This is a genomic window from Bradyrhizobium genosp. P (assembly GCF_049949265.1).
GTDB lineage: Bacteria > Pseudomonadota > Alphaproteobacteria > Rhizobiales > Xanthobacteraceae > Bradyrhizobium.
In genome coordinates this window covers 3,740,481-3,755,555 of record NZ_CP188195.1, presented here as the reverse complement: position 1 = coordinate 3,755,555, position 15,075 = coordinate 3,740,481, and the positions used below count along the sequence as shown (strand labels likewise).

The window sequence follows — 15,075 nt, the reverse complement described above, 5'->3', positions numbered from 1 at the left end:
ACAGCGAATGTCCTACGTGTCGCGCCGGACCCTCCTCAAGCTTGCCGCCGTCGCGCCATCGGCCGTCGCTGCCTCGTCCATATGGACACCGGCCTCCGCCGCAAGCGGCCGCAAGACCATCACCGCGGTGATGCACTCGGACCTGCGCATCATCGATCCCGGCATCACGACGGCCTACATCACCCGCGACCATGGCTACATGGTCTACGACACGCTGCTAGGCCTCGACGCCAGCTTCAAGGTCCGGCCGCAGATGGCGGACTGGACGATCTCCGACGACAAGCTCACCTACACGTTCACGCTGCGCGACGGACTGAAATGGCACGACGGCGCGCCTGTTACGGCGGAGGACTGCGTCGCCTCGCTGAAGCGCTGGGGCACGGTCGACGGCATGGCGCAGAAGCTCGCCGAGTTCACGGCCTCCCTCGAGGCTACCGGAGCAAAGGCGATCGTGCTCAAGCTCAAGGAGCCGTACGGCCTGGTGCTGGAGACGATCGCAAAGCCGTCCTCCTATGTCGCGTTCATGATGCCGAAGCGGATGGCGGAGACGCCGCAGGGCAAGCAGATCGCCGAACAGGTCGGCTCGGGCCCGTTCAAATTCGTCGCCAGCGAGTTTCAGCCGGGCGTGAAGGCGGTCTATGAGAAGAACACCGATTATGTGCCGCGCAAGGAGCCCCCGGAATGGACCTCGGGCGGTAAGGTGGTGAAGGTCGATCGCGTCGAATGGATCACGATGCCCGACGGACAGACCGCGATCAACGCGCTGCAATCCGGCGACATCGATTTCCTGGAGCTGCCGTCGGTCGACTTGCTGCCGGTGCTCGAGGCCAATCCCGATCTGAGCGTCGCCGTGCTGAACAAGTTCGGTTTCCAGATCGAGGGCCGGATGAATTTCCTGCACCCGCCGTTCGACAACGTCAAAATCCGCCGCGCGGCATTCCTGGCGCTGAACCAGAAGGACGTGCTCGACGCCACCGTCGGCAATCCCAAATATTACGAGATCTGCGGCGCCTCTTTCGGCTGCAACACGCCGCTCGCCAGTGATGTCGGCGCGGAGACCCTGATCAAGGGCAACGGCATGGCGGCAGCCAAAAAGGCGCTGGCTGAATCGGGCTATGACGGTACGCCGGTCGTGATCATGGTGCCGGGCGATGTGCAGTCGCTGAAGGGACCGCCGACCGTGGTGACGCAACTGCTGCGCGAAGCGGGCTTCACTGTCGACGCGCAAATGACGGACTGGCAGACCGTGGTGAGCCGCCGCGCGAGCCAGAAGCCGACGAAGGAAGGCGGCTGGAACATGTTCTTCACCTTCACTGGCGCCACCGAGGTGATGAACCCGATTGCCAACAACCAGATCGTAGCGAACGGCAAGCGCGCCTGGTTCGGCTGGCCGGAGGACGCCAAGATCGAGCAGATGCGCGATGACTTTGCACGCGCGAAGTCGCCTGAGGAGCAGAAGAAGCTTGCGGTCGATATCCAGAAGGAAGCCTACGAGCAGGTGATCTATATCCCGCTCGGGCAATTCCGCTCGCCGAGCGCCTGGCGAAAATCACTGACCGGGGTACTGGAAGGCCCGGCGCCGCCGGTGTTCTGGAACGTCGACAAGACCGAATAAAATCGCCTCACCTCTCCCCGACGGGGAGAGGTCGATTTGCGCAGCAAATCGGGTGAGGGGCCGCAGCTCCAACGAGAGACCGCAACCCCTCACCCGGCGCTACGCGCCGACCTCTCCCAAAGGGAGAGGTGGCAGTACGGCCTCACTGGCCGTTGGTCCGGCGCGCCGCCTTCGGCGCCTCGTCCTTCAGCTTCTCCAGCGCGCCGGGCATCATCTGCCCGAACATCGAACTCAGCATCGCGGTCGGGATCAGGCCGGCGTTGCTGCCCTCCTGCCCCTGCGTGCCGGACATCAGGAATTGCGGCACCAGCGGCTGATTGATCCGGGTCAGCGCGTCGGCGAACTTCGCAAAGTTCTGCTCCGCCAGCCGGAACTCCGGCCCACCATAGGCATCGACCGCCAGCTTGGTCGCCTGCGCGTTGGCAGTACCGACCGCAAGCACCCGGTCGGCCTCGCCCTGGCCTTCGAGCCGTGACTGCTCACCGACCGCGGCCGCCGTCACCTTGCGGGTCTCGGCGTCCTTTTGCGCACGCGCGAGCGCGGCGGCACCTTCGTTCTCGTTGACCCGGACCTGGATCAGCGATTGCGTCAGCGCGGACTGGGCCGCCGCCGTCGCCTTGGCCTCATTGAGCGTGCGTTCCTGGACCGCGGCCTTCTCCTGCTCCTGGTAGGTCTCGATCTGTTCGCGCGCGATCTGGCGCGAGCGGAGCTGGATCAGGATGTTCTCGATCGTATGGTCGCCCGCCGCCGCGCGCGGCGTACCGATCAGGACCTCCTGGAGGTCGAGCGAGTAGCTTTCGAACTTCGCCTTCATCTCGGCGGCGGATTCCTGCTGGATCGCGGCGCGGTTCTGCAGCAGTTCGATCAGCGTCATCTTCTGCGCGATGTTCTTGAAGAACGCGCTGACCATCGGGTCGAGCGTCTGCTCGACCAGCTTCTTCACATCGCCGAAGCGCTGGATGATCATCGGCGCCTTCTTGTAGTCGATATGCATGACGACCGAGAGCGGCAGCGTCGGCTCGAACGCATCCTTGGTGATCAGCGATATCTCCGACAGGTTCTCGTCGAGCTTCATCGCCCCGACCTCGCCGCGCACCCATTTTAGGATGAAGTTGACGGTCGGGATGATCTCGATCTTGCCGGCATAGGTGTTGAAGGCATATTTGCCCGCCAACAGCGGATCCTGCCAGACACCGCGGCTGCCGTTGAGCACGAGTTCGCCGTGGCGATACTGCTCACCCGAGACGTCGTCAGTCCTCGGCCCGGTGTAGAAGATCACGACGCCGACATTGCCGACCGGGATCACGGTCTTCGGCACCGCCTCGATGGTGGCGAACAGGCGGTTGATGTACCAGGTGCCCTCGACGACGACCTGCAACTGCCGGCCGCGATAGCCGCCAGCCGCCAGGAATTTCTCGGGCTCCTGGAAATTGTTGTGAAAGGTTGGCTCGTCGCCGAGATTGGTCCCGACCTCGGGCGCGATGATTTCACCCGAAGGCAGCGACGGACCGTCATGCACGGTGACGATACCGACCAGATCATGATCGGCCGACAGCATCACCGGCTCGAAGCCCCAGCGTTGGGCGATCGTGAGCTGCATGTTCTCGAGCACGCTGCGTTCCCGCTCGCTCAGCGCGTGGCCATAGACGCGATCGTCGGTGATGATCGCGAACTGGGTCGTGTTGACCGCATAGGTACCCTCGCGCAGGACCTTGCGCTGCGGGCCCTTCTGACCGCCGCCGAGCAGGAAGCGCCGCGCGTCCTGGAAGTCCGACTTGTCCTCGGTGTCGTTGGCGCCAAGCACCTGCGACGCCGCGAGGGCAGCGCCGTCGCGCGCGAACACATAGGCGATCTTGCCTTGTCCGACGGTGACCAGATCCGATTTGTGGATCCGGTACATGAAGGGAAACAGCACGTGCAGGCCGCCGCGCAGCACTTCGGGCTCGTAGCCGGCCTCGCCGTTCAGCGCGATGAAGCCACCTTCGATCGAGCCTTTGGTGGTCCATAGCTTTTCGACGATGCCGACCTGATTGTTCGGAATGTAGCGAAATACGTTCGATATCCGCAGCAGGATGACAATCGCGACCGCTGCTGCGACCCAAATGGCCGGCTGGAGTAAACCAGAGCCATTAAGAAATCCAAGGAAGTCCATAGTCCATCTCCACAATTCGCAACCGGGCGGTTTGGGAGCCCAAACCGACATCCCAGAATTGCGGAGCGGTGATGTGGTGCGTGGCCATGGCGGTGCAAGGCGGCAAGCCCAGCGCCCGTTGCCAATCTTTTTTTGCAGTTGAGGTGAACCGCGGACCGAATCGCGCGACGATCGCGCTGCTGCACTTGCGCACCATTCGCAAAGCGCTAGCGATAGCTGTGTGGGTCAATCATCTGGGATGCCACCAGCGTCCGCCGATCACGACGCCTTCGGAAACGATCTTGCGATCGCCCGTCAGGTGCTCGCCGACGACGTCGACATAGTCGAACTCCCCTTCCCGCACCGTGATCAGCGTGGCGTCGCCGACGCTGCCCGGTTTCAGGCTGCCGAGTTCCGGACGGCGCAGCGCCATCGCGGCATTGACGGTTGACGCCGCGATGACGTCCGGCAGCGACATCCCCATGCAGAGGAATTTCGACATCGTCGTCACCTGATCGAAGGCCGGACCGTCGATGCACAGGAGATGAATGTCGGAGGAGATGGTGTCCGGATAGAAGCCGTTGGCGAGCATGGCGCGCGCGGTCTTGAAGGCGAACGAGCCCTTGCCATGACCGATGTCGAACAGCACACCGCGCTCGCGCGCTTCCAGCACGCTCCGTTTCACCGTGCCCTGTGCGGTCGCGGGCGTGTTGGGGAACGGACGGAACGCATGGGTCAGCACGTCACCCGGGCGCAGCCGCGCGAGCACCTCTTCATAGCTCGGCGGCGGATGGTCGATGTGCGCCATCAAGGGCATGCCGACTTCTTCCGCGACCTCAAGCGCGATTTCGAGCGGCACGATTCCCGACTTGCCCGAGGCGTGCAGGCCGACCCGCACCTTGATGCCGACGATGAGGTCGCGGTTCGCGTCGGCGACGCGCGCCGCGTCGACCGGATTCATCAATCGCAATTCTTCGCTCTCGCCGACCATCACCCTATCTGAGAAGCCGAAGATGCCGGCATGCGAGACGTGCAGATAAGCGAGGATGCGGACCTGGCTCGGCTCGATCACATGCTTGCGGAAGCCGGCAAAATTGCCCGGACCGGCACTGCCGGTATCGACTGACGTGGTAACGCCGGAGGTGCGGCAAAACTCCTCGGCATCGATGCCGAGCGACGTGCCGCCCCAATAGACATGGGTGTGCAGGTCGATGATCCCCGGCGAGACGATGTATTTGGAGACATCGCGGACCTCGGTCGCGGGATCGGCCTTCAGCGCCGGCCCGACCGCGGCCACCTTGCCACCCGCAAACGCCACATCCGTCACGGCGTCGAGCTTCTGCGACGGGTCGATGACCCGGCCGCCGCGCAGGATCAAGTCAAACGGCATCATCATCTCCGAATTGAAGAACGCTGCCGCGTGTAGCAAGTTTTGCGCCGGTTGAGCAAATTGGCCAGGCAGACGCGTCGACGGCGTCACATCGACCGTCGCCGCGCTGCCAGGCACCTCATTTCCAACCACCTCATTTCATGGGCTCGGTCGTCGACCACAGCACCGTTTTGGCGCCCTTCTCGTAGGCCATGCCCTTGGGGTAGCTGATCAGTTCCATCTGCAGTCCCCAAGGTGTCAGGAAATAGAGCACTGACTGGCCCGCCGCGGGCCCCTCCTTGATCGGAATCGGCCCCTGCATCGTCTTGACGTTCTTCGATCTCAGATAGGCCGCCGCGGCGTCGATGTCGTCGACGTAGAGCGCGATGTGGTGGCCGCCGAGATCGCTGTTCTTCGGCAGCGTCGTGGCCTGGTCGGGCGATTGATACTGGAACAGCTCGATGTTGGAGCCGTAGCCGCAACGGACCATGCTGATCTCTTCGATCACCGCGCGCGGATTGACGTTGACGACGTCCTGCATGAACGTGCCCTTGTCATCCGAGAACGGCCCGAACGACATCGCATATTTGCAGCCGATCACGTCGGTAAAGAACGCGGTCGCCGCCTTCACATCAGGCACCGTGATGCCGGTGTGGTCATGCCCGCGCAGCCCGGGGATCGAATCGGCCGAAGCCGGCAGCACGGAGGTGCCGATCATAAAGGCGGCGAAGGCAAACAGTACTCTGGACTTTGTCATGATCACTTCCTTTGCTGCACAGTCACTGAAAAATCCGGCAAATCCCTAGATGCTTCGGATCATGCGGCCGATCCCTGCTGTTGCGGGATCGGCGTCGGGCCTGCGTCGTCCAGCCAGCCCGGTTCGACGTCGGGCAGCGGAATCGCGGCGAGCAGGCGGCGGGTGTAATCGTGCTGCGGCGAGCCGAAGATCCGCTCGACCGGCCCGCATTCGACGACCTCGCCATGCCTGAGGATCGCGACATCGTCGCAGAGCACGCGGACGACCGAGAGATCGTGGCTGATGAAGACCATGGTAAGGCCGAGCCGCGCGCGCAATTCCCTGAGCAGCAGCAGGACATGCGCCTGGGTCGATACGTCGAGGCCTGACACGATCTCGTCGGCGACGATGAAATCCGGCTGCAGCGCCAGCGCACGCGCAATGCCGGCGCGCTGGCGCTGGCCGCCGGACAATTCGTGCGGATAGCGGTCGACAAAACCGGTCGGCAACCCGACCAGATCGAGCAGATCAGCTGCGCGGTCACGGGCGTCCTGCCGTCCCTTCAGGCGGCCGAAAACCTTGAGTTGGCGCGTCAGCGTCGCGCCGAGCGGCAGGCGCGGATTCAGCGAGGATTGCGGATCCTGGAAGATCATCTGGATGCGCGCGCGCAACGGCCGCATCTCGGCCTCGCTGAGACGGCCGATCTCGGCGCCGTCGAACTGGATGCTGCCGGAGGTCGGTTGCAGCAAGCGGACCATCAGCCGGCCGAGCGTGGTCTTGCCGGAGCCGGATTCGCCGACGAGCCCAAGCACGGAGCCGCGCGGAACTGCGAGATCGACGTCGTTGACCACCTGCCGCATCGCGGGCCGGCCGAACGGCGACGACGCCCGCTCCGGATAGGCAAAGCTCAGACCGGCGGTTCGAAACAATACATCGCTCATGACGGCCCCGCATCCGCGAGCCGGTCGAGCCGATACGCTTCCGACCACAGGCTCTCGATCACCGCCGGCGGCACCGGGCGCAGCGTTTCTGCGGGGCGGTCGGCGCGCGGCGTCGCGGCGAGCAGTGCGCGCGTGTAGGGATGGCGCGGTCTGGCCAGCAGGTCGGCGGTCATACCCTCCTCGAGCACGCGGCCGGCGTGCAGCACGGTCATGGTTCGGCAGATCTTGGCAACCACGCCGAGATCGTGCGTGACGAACAGGATCGCCGCGCCGTGGCTTTGCCGCAGCCGCTCGACGAGCTGCAAGACCTGGCGCTGCACGGTGACGTCGAGCGCGGTGGTCGGCTCGTCCGCGATGATCAGGCTCGGATCGCAGGCGAACGCCATCGCGATCAGGACACGCTGCCGCATGCCGCCGGAGATCTCGTGCGGGTAGAGATCGAGCACGCGGCCCGGCTCGCGAATGGCGACTTCGGCAAGCAGTTCGCCCGCCCGTTCGCGCGCCCCGCGCTTCGACAGCCGAAGGTGATGCGACAGCACGGCGGCCATCTGCGCGCCGACCCGCCTGACCGGATTGAGCGAGGTCATCGGATCCTGCGGGATCAGCGCGATGCGGCGGCCGAGCAGCCTGCGCCGCTCCGGCTCCGGCATCGCCAGCAGGTCGCGGCCTTCAAACGCGATGGTGCCCCCCGTGATGACGGCGTTGGCCGGCAACAGGCCGAGGATGGCGCGTCCCAGCATCGATTTTCCGGCGCCGGATTCGCCGACCAATCCCCTCACCTCGCCTGGCTCGACGTCCAGGCTGGCACCGCGCAGCACGTTGGCGGCGTCGCCGCGCCTGATGATCGCGACATGCAAATCGCGGACGGCGAGGATCGCGGTCATTGGCGCCGCACCGGGTCGAGCGCGGCACGCAGGCCGTCGCCGAGGAGATTGAAGCCGATCACGGTGAAGATCACCGATGCGATCGGCAGTGCCATGATCCACGGCGCCTGATAGACGATCTGCCGCCCCTCGACGATCATTCCGCCCCAGGTCGGCGTGTCGCCTGCCACCGAGATGCCGACAAAGGACAGGATGACCTCGACGAGGATGGCTATTCCCATCTCGACCGCGATCAGCGTGACGGTCAGCGGAACCAGATTGGGCAGGATCTCGAGCCGCAGGATCTGGCTCCGGGTCAAGCCGAGCACGCGCGCGGCTGCCGCGTAGTCGCGCTGCAATTGGGCCAGCGTCTCGGCGCGCACCACGCGCGCAAACCGGGTCCAGTCGACGACGACGATGGCTGCAACGACAGAGGTCAGTCCCGCGCCAATCACCGCCGCCAATACGATCGACAGCAAGACCGGAGGAAACGCCATCCAGACATCGATCAGGCGCGACACGCTTTGATCGATCCAGCCGCCGAAACTTCCGGCGAGGAGGCCCAATACGATGCCGATCGCCGCCGCGAGTGAGGCAGCGATGACAGCCACCTCGACCGCCGTCCGCGCCGCGAAGATCAGGCGCGACAGCACGCAGCGGCCGAGGCTGTCGGTGCCGAGCGGATGGGTCCATTCGCCGCCCGCAATCCATGCCGGGGGCAATTGCGCCGACATCAGATCCTGTTCGACCGGGTCGTGCGGGGCGAGCAGCGGCGCGAATGCGGCAACCAGGAGGAGAACGGCAATCAGCGCGGCGCCGAGCCAGAGCCGCGCGCCGCCGCGTGCGATCGCCCCACGCCAGCGCGACGGGCGTTCGGTCATGCTGCCGAGCGCAAGGTCAGCCATGGCGCAGCCTCGGGTCGAGCAAATTGACCAGCAGGTCGACCGCCAGATTGAGAACGATGAAGAGGACGGCGAAGGTCAGGATCAGGCCCTGGATCAGCGGAAAGTCGCGGTTGATCACCGCGTCGATCGCCATGTTGCCAATTCCCTCGTAGGAGAAGATGCGCTCGACCAGCACGGTGCCGCCGAGCAGCAGCGTGATCTGGACGCCACCAAGCGCGACGGTCGGGATCAACGCGTTTGGCAGCACCTCGCGCAGCAGGATCGCCGGTCGCGAAAAACCGCGGGCGCGCGCGACCTGCGCATAGTCCTGATCCTCGGCTTCCGTGAGTTGCGCCTTCAACAGCCGCGCCACCATGGCGGCAAACGGCAGCGCGAGCGCCAGTGCAGGAAGGATCATGTGCTGGAGCAGCGCGGCCGCCACACCGAGCCGTCCGGTCAGCAGGCTTTCGATCAAATAGAAGTTCGTCCTGAAGGCGACATCAAGCTGCGGATCGATGCGGCCCGAGATCGGCAATACCGGCAACACCACGCCGAGCAGCAACAGCAGGATCAACGCCCAGAGGAAATCAGGGATGGCGAGCAACAGGCCGACGCCGCCGTCGATCGCCCATTCGGCACGCCGGCCGCGCAGATAGGCACCGATCAGCGCCACGGCTGTTCCGAGCAGAACCGCGATGACAGTCGCCAGCAGCGCCAATTCGAGCGTCGCCGGCAACCTCGCCAGCACCAGCTCGAAGACGCGCTGATGCAGACTGATCGAGCGGCCGAAATCGCCCGTCAGCACCTGGCCGGACCAGGTAACGAACTGCTGTAGAATTGGCTGATCAAGCCCGTAAAGCGCGCGCAGCCGTATGATATCGGCGGCCGAGGCACCCGGCGGAATCATCATGGCGATGGGATCGCCGGGCACGACGCGCAGTAGGACGAACACGATGAGGCCGACCCCGGCCAGCGTCGGTGGAATCAACAGCAACCGCCTGATGATCTCGCCCCATCGCATGAGCGTCTCGCCTCAGCCTGCGCCTCACGCCGGGGTGATCAATTGCGGAAGGATCATGCCGTTCGACTGCGCCACGACCTTCAGCCCCTTCTTGTGGACGATCGGCTGCACATATTGGAACAACGGAATCACCTCGCCCTCCTCGGCGATGTACTTGTCGACCGCCTTGTAGCCGGCGATCCGCTTGACTTCATCCTTCTCACCCCACAGCGGGCCGATGCGCTCGATCAGGTCCTTGCCCTTCCAGGCGCAATGCGGCGATGGGCCGAACATCGCAAAGCCGGTCGAGGTCGAGGGATCGCCGATCGCATTCCCCCAGTTGTAGAACGCGGCCGGCGCCAGCGCGTGCCGCGCGCGCAGCTCGAAATGCTGCGCGATCTCGTACACCTCGATCGTTGCCTCGATTCCGACCTTGCGCCACATCCCGACGATCGCCTGGATCATCTCGTAATCCTTCGGCTTGAAGCCGCGCGTCGTCTGAATGGTGAACTTGACCGGTTTCTCCGGCGAGTAGCCGCTTTTGGCGAGCAGGCTCTTGGCGAGCTCCGGATCGTAGGCGACCTTGATCGAGGGATCGAAGGCGGCATAGCCCGGCGCTTCAAGCGTCGAGATCGGAACGCCGTAACCCTTCAGCAGACGATCGACGATCGCCTTCTTGTCAATGGCGTGGTTGGCAGCCAGCCTGACATTGCGGTCGAGCATCGGATCGATGTCGGTGATGAAAATCATCGCGATGTCGGACACCGGCTTGGTCTGGCCGACCAGCCCCGGCTTGGCCTTCAGCCGATCGAACTCCTCGTACGGGATTTCGAAGGTGAGGTCCGATCCGCCGGATTCCATCTCGGCGACGCGGCTGGTCGGATCGGTGACGAACTTGAAAACGACGGTATCGAAGGCAGACTTGCCACCCCAGTAGCCGGCATGCGCCTTCAACCGCAGGAAGGCATTGCGCTCGAACGCGTCGATCTTGTAGGGGCCGGAGCCGATCGGCGCCTTCTCAAATCCCTCCGCACCGACCTTCTCATAATAGGCCTTCGGCAGCACGTAGCCGGTGAGGAACGCCATCCACTTGAACAGGGTCGGTTCGAATTCCAGCACGTCGCCGGTGATGGTGTTGCCGTCGATCTTGTAGTTGCCGACCTTCGACCAGACGAACTGGATCGGGTTGCCGCTGTGCGGATCGGCGGCGCGCTGCAACGACCACACCACGTCCTCCGCCGTGACCGGCGAACCATCGTGCCAGATGGCCCCCTTGCGCACCTCCAGCGTGACCTTGGTGCGTTCCTCGTTCCAGCCCCACTTAGTCAGCAGACCGGGCTTGAAGGACAGATCGGGCGCCTGAGCGATATAGGGATCGAAGATCGCTTGATAGATTGACTGGATCGTCGGATTGACCGCCGACAGGCCGATCGTCGGATCGAACGATGGCAGGTTGACATTGTAGGCGATGGTCAGCGTATCAGCGGCAGCCGCTTGGGCAGCACCATCCCCGGGAAGACCGGAAGCGAACGGCAGCGCCGCGGCACCGCCGGCGATTTGCAGGATCGAACGACGAGACAGTAGAGACATGTTCATTACCCCAACAAGATGAGCCATGCACAAAAAACAGTAGCGAGAACGACGCCGCGAGCGGCGCCGTCGATCGGTTCAGATCATGTCCCGGCGCTCTCGGACCAGCGCGCCATCAGCGTGTTCGACGGCAGCGATTCATCGACGAGCTTTTTTGCGGTCTCGATACCCGCCACCGGGAACTTCTTCGGATCGAGCAACCCGATCTGCACCAGCACCGAGGCTTGATCCCAATAGATGTGCTCGTTGTAGAGCTTGTCGCCGCGGAAGCGGACGATCGCGATCAGCGGTATCTCGACATACTTGCCGGTCGGCGGCACGCCCGGCAGCATCCAGTCGATCTCGATATCGTGGGTGAAGCAGAACAGCATCTCGTCGACGATGCGGTCGGCGCCGATGGTGCGCGAGATCGGCACCAGTCGTGTGTCCTGTGGCGTCTTCGGGATGAAATGGTTCTTGTAGAACCGCAGCAGGTCGCGATAGCCGACGCCTCCGGTCATGGTCGGGATGTGGTTGACATAGGGCTCAGCGACCATCGTCGTCATGGTCTGCTCCGCCGAGCGAATCCCGAACTCCAGCTCGGTATGCCGGTCCCACAGGGTGGAGAGGTCATAATGCGGACCGAGCACCTTGCGGAACAGCGCGATCGACCGGCTATGCGCCATCAGGGTCGCCGGCTTGTCGAAGCTCGCGCGCTCCGGCGCGGCGAAGGCATGGTCGCACCCGGGATAGAGGTAGAACTCGATCTCGGGGCGTTCGGCAAAGGCCGCCTTGATCTGCTCGCGCGCCGGTGCCGGCGCGAAACGGTCGAGTTCGGCGAAGTGGAAGACCATCGGGCCCTTGATCTTGCCGGCCTCCGTGAGATCGGCCTCGATGCCGACGCCGTAGTAGCTGACGGCGCAATCGACGTCGGTGCGCGCGGCGGCGAGATAGGCCAGCTTGCCGCCAAGGCAGAACCCCAGCGCGCCGACCTTGCCCTTGCATTCCGGACGCGTGCGCAAGACCTTCAGCGCATCGGCCGCATCCTTGATCGACTGGTTGGCATCGAAGCGCTGGTAATAGCCCATCGCCTTGCCGAAATCGGCTTCGCTGTAGCCGAGATCGATTCCGGGCTCCATTCGCCAGAACAAGTCCGGCGCGAGCACGACATAGCCCTCCTCGGCATAAAAGTCGGCAACCTCGCGCATCGATCGGTTGACGCCGAATATCTCCTGCAGCAGCAGGATGCCGGGGCCCGAACCCGACGCGGGGACACTCAGATATCCCTTGAACGTGCCGCCATCCGCAGCAGCAATGTCGATCCACTTGCCCGTCATCGCATCGACCTCCGTATCTGATACCCCTTATGCGCCGGGGCTTGCCGTTTTCATCATGGTTTCTTAATTGAATTTTTAATGTAAGAATCGAACTTGTAAATAGCAGAGATTGGGCAGACTTTGCCCAGGGCCTGGGCGCAGGTCGGATACGGAGAGCATTTTGAAGACGACCCGGAAGACCGCCGTGAGGCGAAGCGGCGCCGCCGCGAAGCCGAAGAAGCAGCCCAAGATGCAACCTGGGGCCGCTGAACGGCCGGGATCCTGGCATCTCGCACGCACCGAGACCGAACGGCGGCTATCCGATTACGAGTTCAGGCTGGAGCGGCTGGCGCAGGCCTATTATCGCTGGAAAGCCGCGTGCCTGGCCGCGGTCTGCGATGTGCCGCTGACCGGCGACGATGTCGCCGTGCTCAACGTGGTGCGGATGGGCGACGAGCCGAAGCGGCTCTCCGAGATCGGACAATTGCTCAACCGCGTCGATGTCCCCAACATGCAATACGCCACGCGAAAGCTGGTGCGCGCCGGCCTGATCGAGACCGAAGGCTCCTCGTCGCGCAAGGAGACGCGTTACCGCGCGACCGAGAGCGGGCACGAAGTCACCGAGGCCTATGCCGCACTGCGCGCCGTAACCCTGCCGCCGATGCTCGACGCGCTCGACGGCGGTGCCGCAAACCTGGCCACGACCAGCATCCAGATGGATCTGATCACGAGTCTCTACGGCCAGGCGGCGCAGGTCGCCATCACACGGCGCCACCAGCCCTGAGCGGCAAAGCGACACTCCCCGCCGCACTATCGGCGCCATTGTCCGCCCCGACGATGGCCGCAAGGGCCGGATGATGCGCGGCCTCCAGGGCAGTGATGGTCTCCCGGGCCCAGCGGTAGGACGATTCAAAGATGTCCCGGTGGCGGTCGAAATCCGTCACGTCGATGCCATCAGGCGTTGGCGGCCGCAGCACGATGTCGAGCAGCGTGGTCGGCAGGGTATCGTAGCGCTGATGGGCGACAAGACTTCGCCACAACACGTTGACGGCGCTGGGCGCGGCCGGGAGCAATCTCCTGCGGAACGGCAGCAGCATGGCCGCAAGCAGTTCAAGACGCCCGGGCAGCGCGGCATAGTCGACGTCGAACATCTCGGTTGCCGGCTCGCCGAAATGGACCACCAGATTGGGACCGCTCTTGAGCTGCTGCATGGGCGCCAGCGGGACGTTGTCGACCAGGCATCCATCGACCAGCATCTCACCCTCCGGCGTGTAGAACGGCGGCAGCAGGCCGGGAATGGCACTCGATGCGCGCACCGCCTGCCAGAGCAGGCCGGTTCGGATCAGTTCGAGACTGTGCGTCGAAAGGTTGGTCGCAACCGCCGCGAAGGGCCGCCAGCAATCCTCGATCCGGCAGCTTTGGCCGTACTGATCGGCAAGTGCGGCATCGAAGGCCTTGTGGTCCAGCAGAGCGTAGCGCGGCCAGGTTGGGCGGCGGAAGCTACGGCTGGCGACGAAGATCTCATGTGTGCCGCGCTCGAGATGCTCGGCGTCGTAGTTCTTGGCAAAGCCGGCCGCCATCGCCGACCCGACGCTGGTGCCGACGAAGATGTCGAACATCACGCCGCGCTCGCGAAAGGCCTTGTAGACACCGAGATGGGCGGTGCCCAGGCTGCCGCCGCCGCCAGCGACAAATCCGACCGCGCGACCGCACAGAAAGCGGATCAGGCTGTCGACATCGATCTGGTCCTCAAGCGCGACATGGTGGTGCATGAAGCAGGGCAGCCGCGCGAGCCAGGCCGCGGTGCCGGTGACCTCGTGGAGCCGCCGGTCATGAACGCGAACGAGACGCCGCGCCGAGACGGGATGCACCTTGCAGGCGAAGCTTTCGATATCGGTCAGATCAGGTGCGGGAGCATCGCCACGGCACACCAACACGACGAGGTCGGCCTGCCTGATGGCTTTGCGCGCCCATTCCGAGGCCTCGCGACCGCCGAGATAAGCCACCAGCGGCGCGTTGTATTCGAGCTGGTTGAGCCAGTCGGATATTTCGGACGCGTCCAGCGTACGTCCGGGAAACATCGCCTGAAGGCGCGCGAGGTCGACGATCTCGGCACCGATCGCAATCAGGCCTTGGCGCAACCGCTGTTCAAAAGCTGACGGCACCGGCTCGCCGCCGCCATCGATCAGAGCCACGGTTCGCGCCTTTGGCGACGCCCGGACGGGCAGCAGGCGCACGGTTTCGCGGGCAAATCGCCGTGCAAGGGCGGCAAGCAACGCCTCGACAATGGCCGGCGCTTCCTGCGCAAGCGTCTGGTAGGCCGCACGCGTCAACGCCAGCACGCTGGTGTCGCGGATCGCGATCACATTGGCGGTGCGCGGGATGTTGCCAAAGAAGCCGATCTCGCCGACCACTTCGCCGGCGCGAAGCTCGCTGATCGGTTCGGGATGATCGGTCCTGTACACGGCGAGAGCACCGTGCAGCACCAGAAAGAATGCGTCCGAGGAGCCGCCCTGCTCGACCAGCAGCTGGCCACGCACGAGGTCCTGGCGTGTCATGGCGCCGAACGCTCTCAGCCGCTGTTCAGCGCTCAGCGTCTTGAACAGCGCGAAGTCCTCCGACACATTTCCCCACGCGAATGTCGCGTTTGC

General features: G+C 64.4%; 12 protein-coding genes. 2 read left to right on the top strand and 10 right to left on the bottom strand.

Features of this window, described 5'->3' with window-relative positions; genetic code table 11:
- Nucleotides 1–7: 7 nt before the first annotated feature.
- Nucleotides 8–1,615, top strand: coding sequence for an ABC transporter substrate-binding protein (locus tag ACP2YO_RS18245; RefSeq protein WP_426442085.1), 1,608 nt, complete (start codon nt 8–10; stop codon nt 1,613–1,615).
- Between the two features lie 142 nt (nt 1,616–1,757).
- Here the strand turns inward: ACP2YO_RS18245 and ACP2YO_RS18240 are convergent, their stop codons facing one another.
- The 9 genes from ACP2YO_RS18240 to ACP2YO_RS18200 form a co-directional block, all read right to left on the bottom strand.
- A complete protein-coding gene (locus tag ACP2YO_RS18240; RefSeq protein ID WP_426442084.1) occupies nt 1,758–3,767 on the bottom strand; it encodes an SPFH domain-containing protein in 2,010 nt (669 codons plus the stop codon).
- Nucleotides 3,768–3,996: 229 nt separating this feature from the next.
- On the bottom strand, nt 3,997–5,136 hold the full coding sequence (locus ACP2YO_RS18235; RefSeq protein WP_426442083.1) for an amidohydrolase/deacetylase family metallohydrolase: 1,140 nt from the start codon (nt 5,134–5,136) through the stop codon (nt 3,997–3,999).
- Between the two features lie 133 nt (nt 5,137–5,269).
- On the bottom strand, nt 5,270–5,833 hold the full coding sequence (locus tag ACP2YO_RS18230) for a VOC family protein (RefSeq protein WP_426443232.1): 564 nt from the start codon (nt 5,831–5,833) through the stop codon (nt 5,270–5,272).
- A 98-nt stretch (nt 5,834–5,931) separates the two neighbouring features.
- Entirely contained in the window at nt 5,932–6,792 is an 861-nt protein-coding gene (locus ACP2YO_RS18225; RefSeq protein ID WP_426442082.1) for an ATP-binding cassette domain-containing protein, read from the bottom strand.
- The gene (locus tag ACP2YO_RS18220; protein ID WP_426442081.1) at nt 6,789–7,676 is read right to left on the bottom strand and encodes an ABC transporter ATP-binding protein; all 888 of its coding nucleotides are present in this window, start codon (nt 7,674–7,676) and stop codon (nt 6,789–6,791) included. The genes ACP2YO_RS18225 and ACP2YO_RS18220 overlap by 4 nt, the downstream gene beginning before the upstream one ends.
- Complete coding sequence (locus tag ACP2YO_RS18215) at nt 7,673–8,560, bottom strand: ABC transporter permease (RefSeq protein WP_426442080.1); 888 nt, start codon at nt 8,558–8,560, stop codon at nt 7,673–7,675. Before ACP2YO_RS18215 ends, ACP2YO_RS18220 begins: the two co-directional genes overlap by 4 nt.
- Complete coding sequence (locus tag ACP2YO_RS18210) at nt 8,553–9,560, bottom strand: ABC transporter permease (RefSeq protein ID WP_426442079.1); 1,008 nt, start codon at nt 9,558–9,560, stop codon at nt 8,553–8,555. Before ACP2YO_RS18210 ends, ACP2YO_RS18215 begins: the two co-directional genes overlap by 8 nt.
- A gap of 24 nt (nt 9,561–9,584) precedes the next feature.
- Nucleotides 9,585–11,129, bottom strand: coding sequence for an ABC transporter substrate-binding protein (locus ACP2YO_RS18205; protein ID WP_426442078.1), 1,545 nt, complete (start codon nt 11,127–11,129; stop codon nt 9,585–9,587).
- Nucleotides 11,130–11,212: 83 nt separating this feature from the next.
- On the bottom strand, nt 11,213–12,445 hold the full coding sequence (locus tag ACP2YO_RS18200; RefSeq protein WP_426442077.1) for a dienelactone hydrolase family protein: 1,233 nt from the start codon (nt 12,443–12,445) through the stop codon (nt 11,213–11,215).
- 160 nt (nt 12,446–12,605) lie between these two features.
- On the opposite strand from ACP2YO_RS18200, the gene ACP2YO_RS18195 reads away from it, so the two are divergent.
- Entirely contained in the window at nt 12,606–13,208 is a 603-nt protein-coding gene (locus tag ACP2YO_RS18195; protein WP_426442076.1) for a helix-turn-helix domain-containing protein, read from the top strand.
- Here ACP2YO_RS18195 and ACP2YO_RS18190 read toward each other — a convergent pair.
- Nucleotides 13,186–15,048, bottom strand: a complete 1,863-nt coding sequence (locus tag ACP2YO_RS18190; protein WP_426442075.1) for a patatin-like phospholipase family protein — start codon at nt 15,046–15,048, stop codon at nt 13,186–13,188. The genes ACP2YO_RS18195 and ACP2YO_RS18190 overlap by 23 nt on opposite strands.
- Between the last annotated feature and the right edge of the window lie 27 nt (nt 15,049–15,075).

Bases quoted from the DNA above. Each gene is read 5' to 3' on its own strand.
- ACP2YO_RS18245 (WP_426442085.1), top strand. From the start codon at position 8: ATGTCCTACGTGTCGCGCCGGACCCTCCTCAAGCTTGCCGCCGTCGCG.
- ACP2YO_RS18240 (WP_426442084.1), bottom strand. From the start codon at position 3,767: ATGGACTTCCTTGGATTTCTTAATGGCTCTGGTTTACTCCAGCCGGCC.
- ACP2YO_RS18235 (WP_426442083.1), bottom strand. From the start codon at position 5,136: ATGCCGTTTGACTTGATCCTGCGCGGCGGCCGGGTCATCGACCCGTCG.
- ACP2YO_RS18230 (WP_426443232.1), bottom strand. From the start codon at position 5,833: ATGATCGGCACCTCCGTGCTGCCGGCTTCGGCCGATTCGATCCCCGGG.
- ACP2YO_RS18225 (WP_426442082.1), bottom strand. From the start codon at position 6,792: ATGAGCGATGTATTGTTTCGAACCGCCGGTCTGAGCTTTGCCTATCCG.
- ACP2YO_RS18220 (WP_426442081.1), bottom strand. From the start codon at position 7,676: ATGACCGCGATCCTCGCCGTCCGCGATTTGCATGTCGCGATCATCAGG.
- ACP2YO_RS18215 (WP_426442080.1), bottom strand. From the start codon at position 8,560: ATGGCTGACCTTGCGCTCGGCAGCATGACCGAACGCCCGTCGCGCTGG.
- ACP2YO_RS18210 (WP_426442079.1), bottom strand. From the start codon at position 9,560: ATGCGATGGGGCGAGATCATCAGGCGGTTGCTGTTGATTCCACCGACG.
- ACP2YO_RS18205 (WP_426442078.1), bottom strand. From the start codon at position 11,129: ATGTCTCTACTGTCTCGTCGTTCGATCCTGCAAATCGCCGGCGGTGCC.
- ACP2YO_RS18200 (WP_426442077.1), bottom strand. From the start codon at position 12,445: ATGACGGGCAAGTGGATCGACATTGCTGCTGCGGATGGCGGCACGTTC.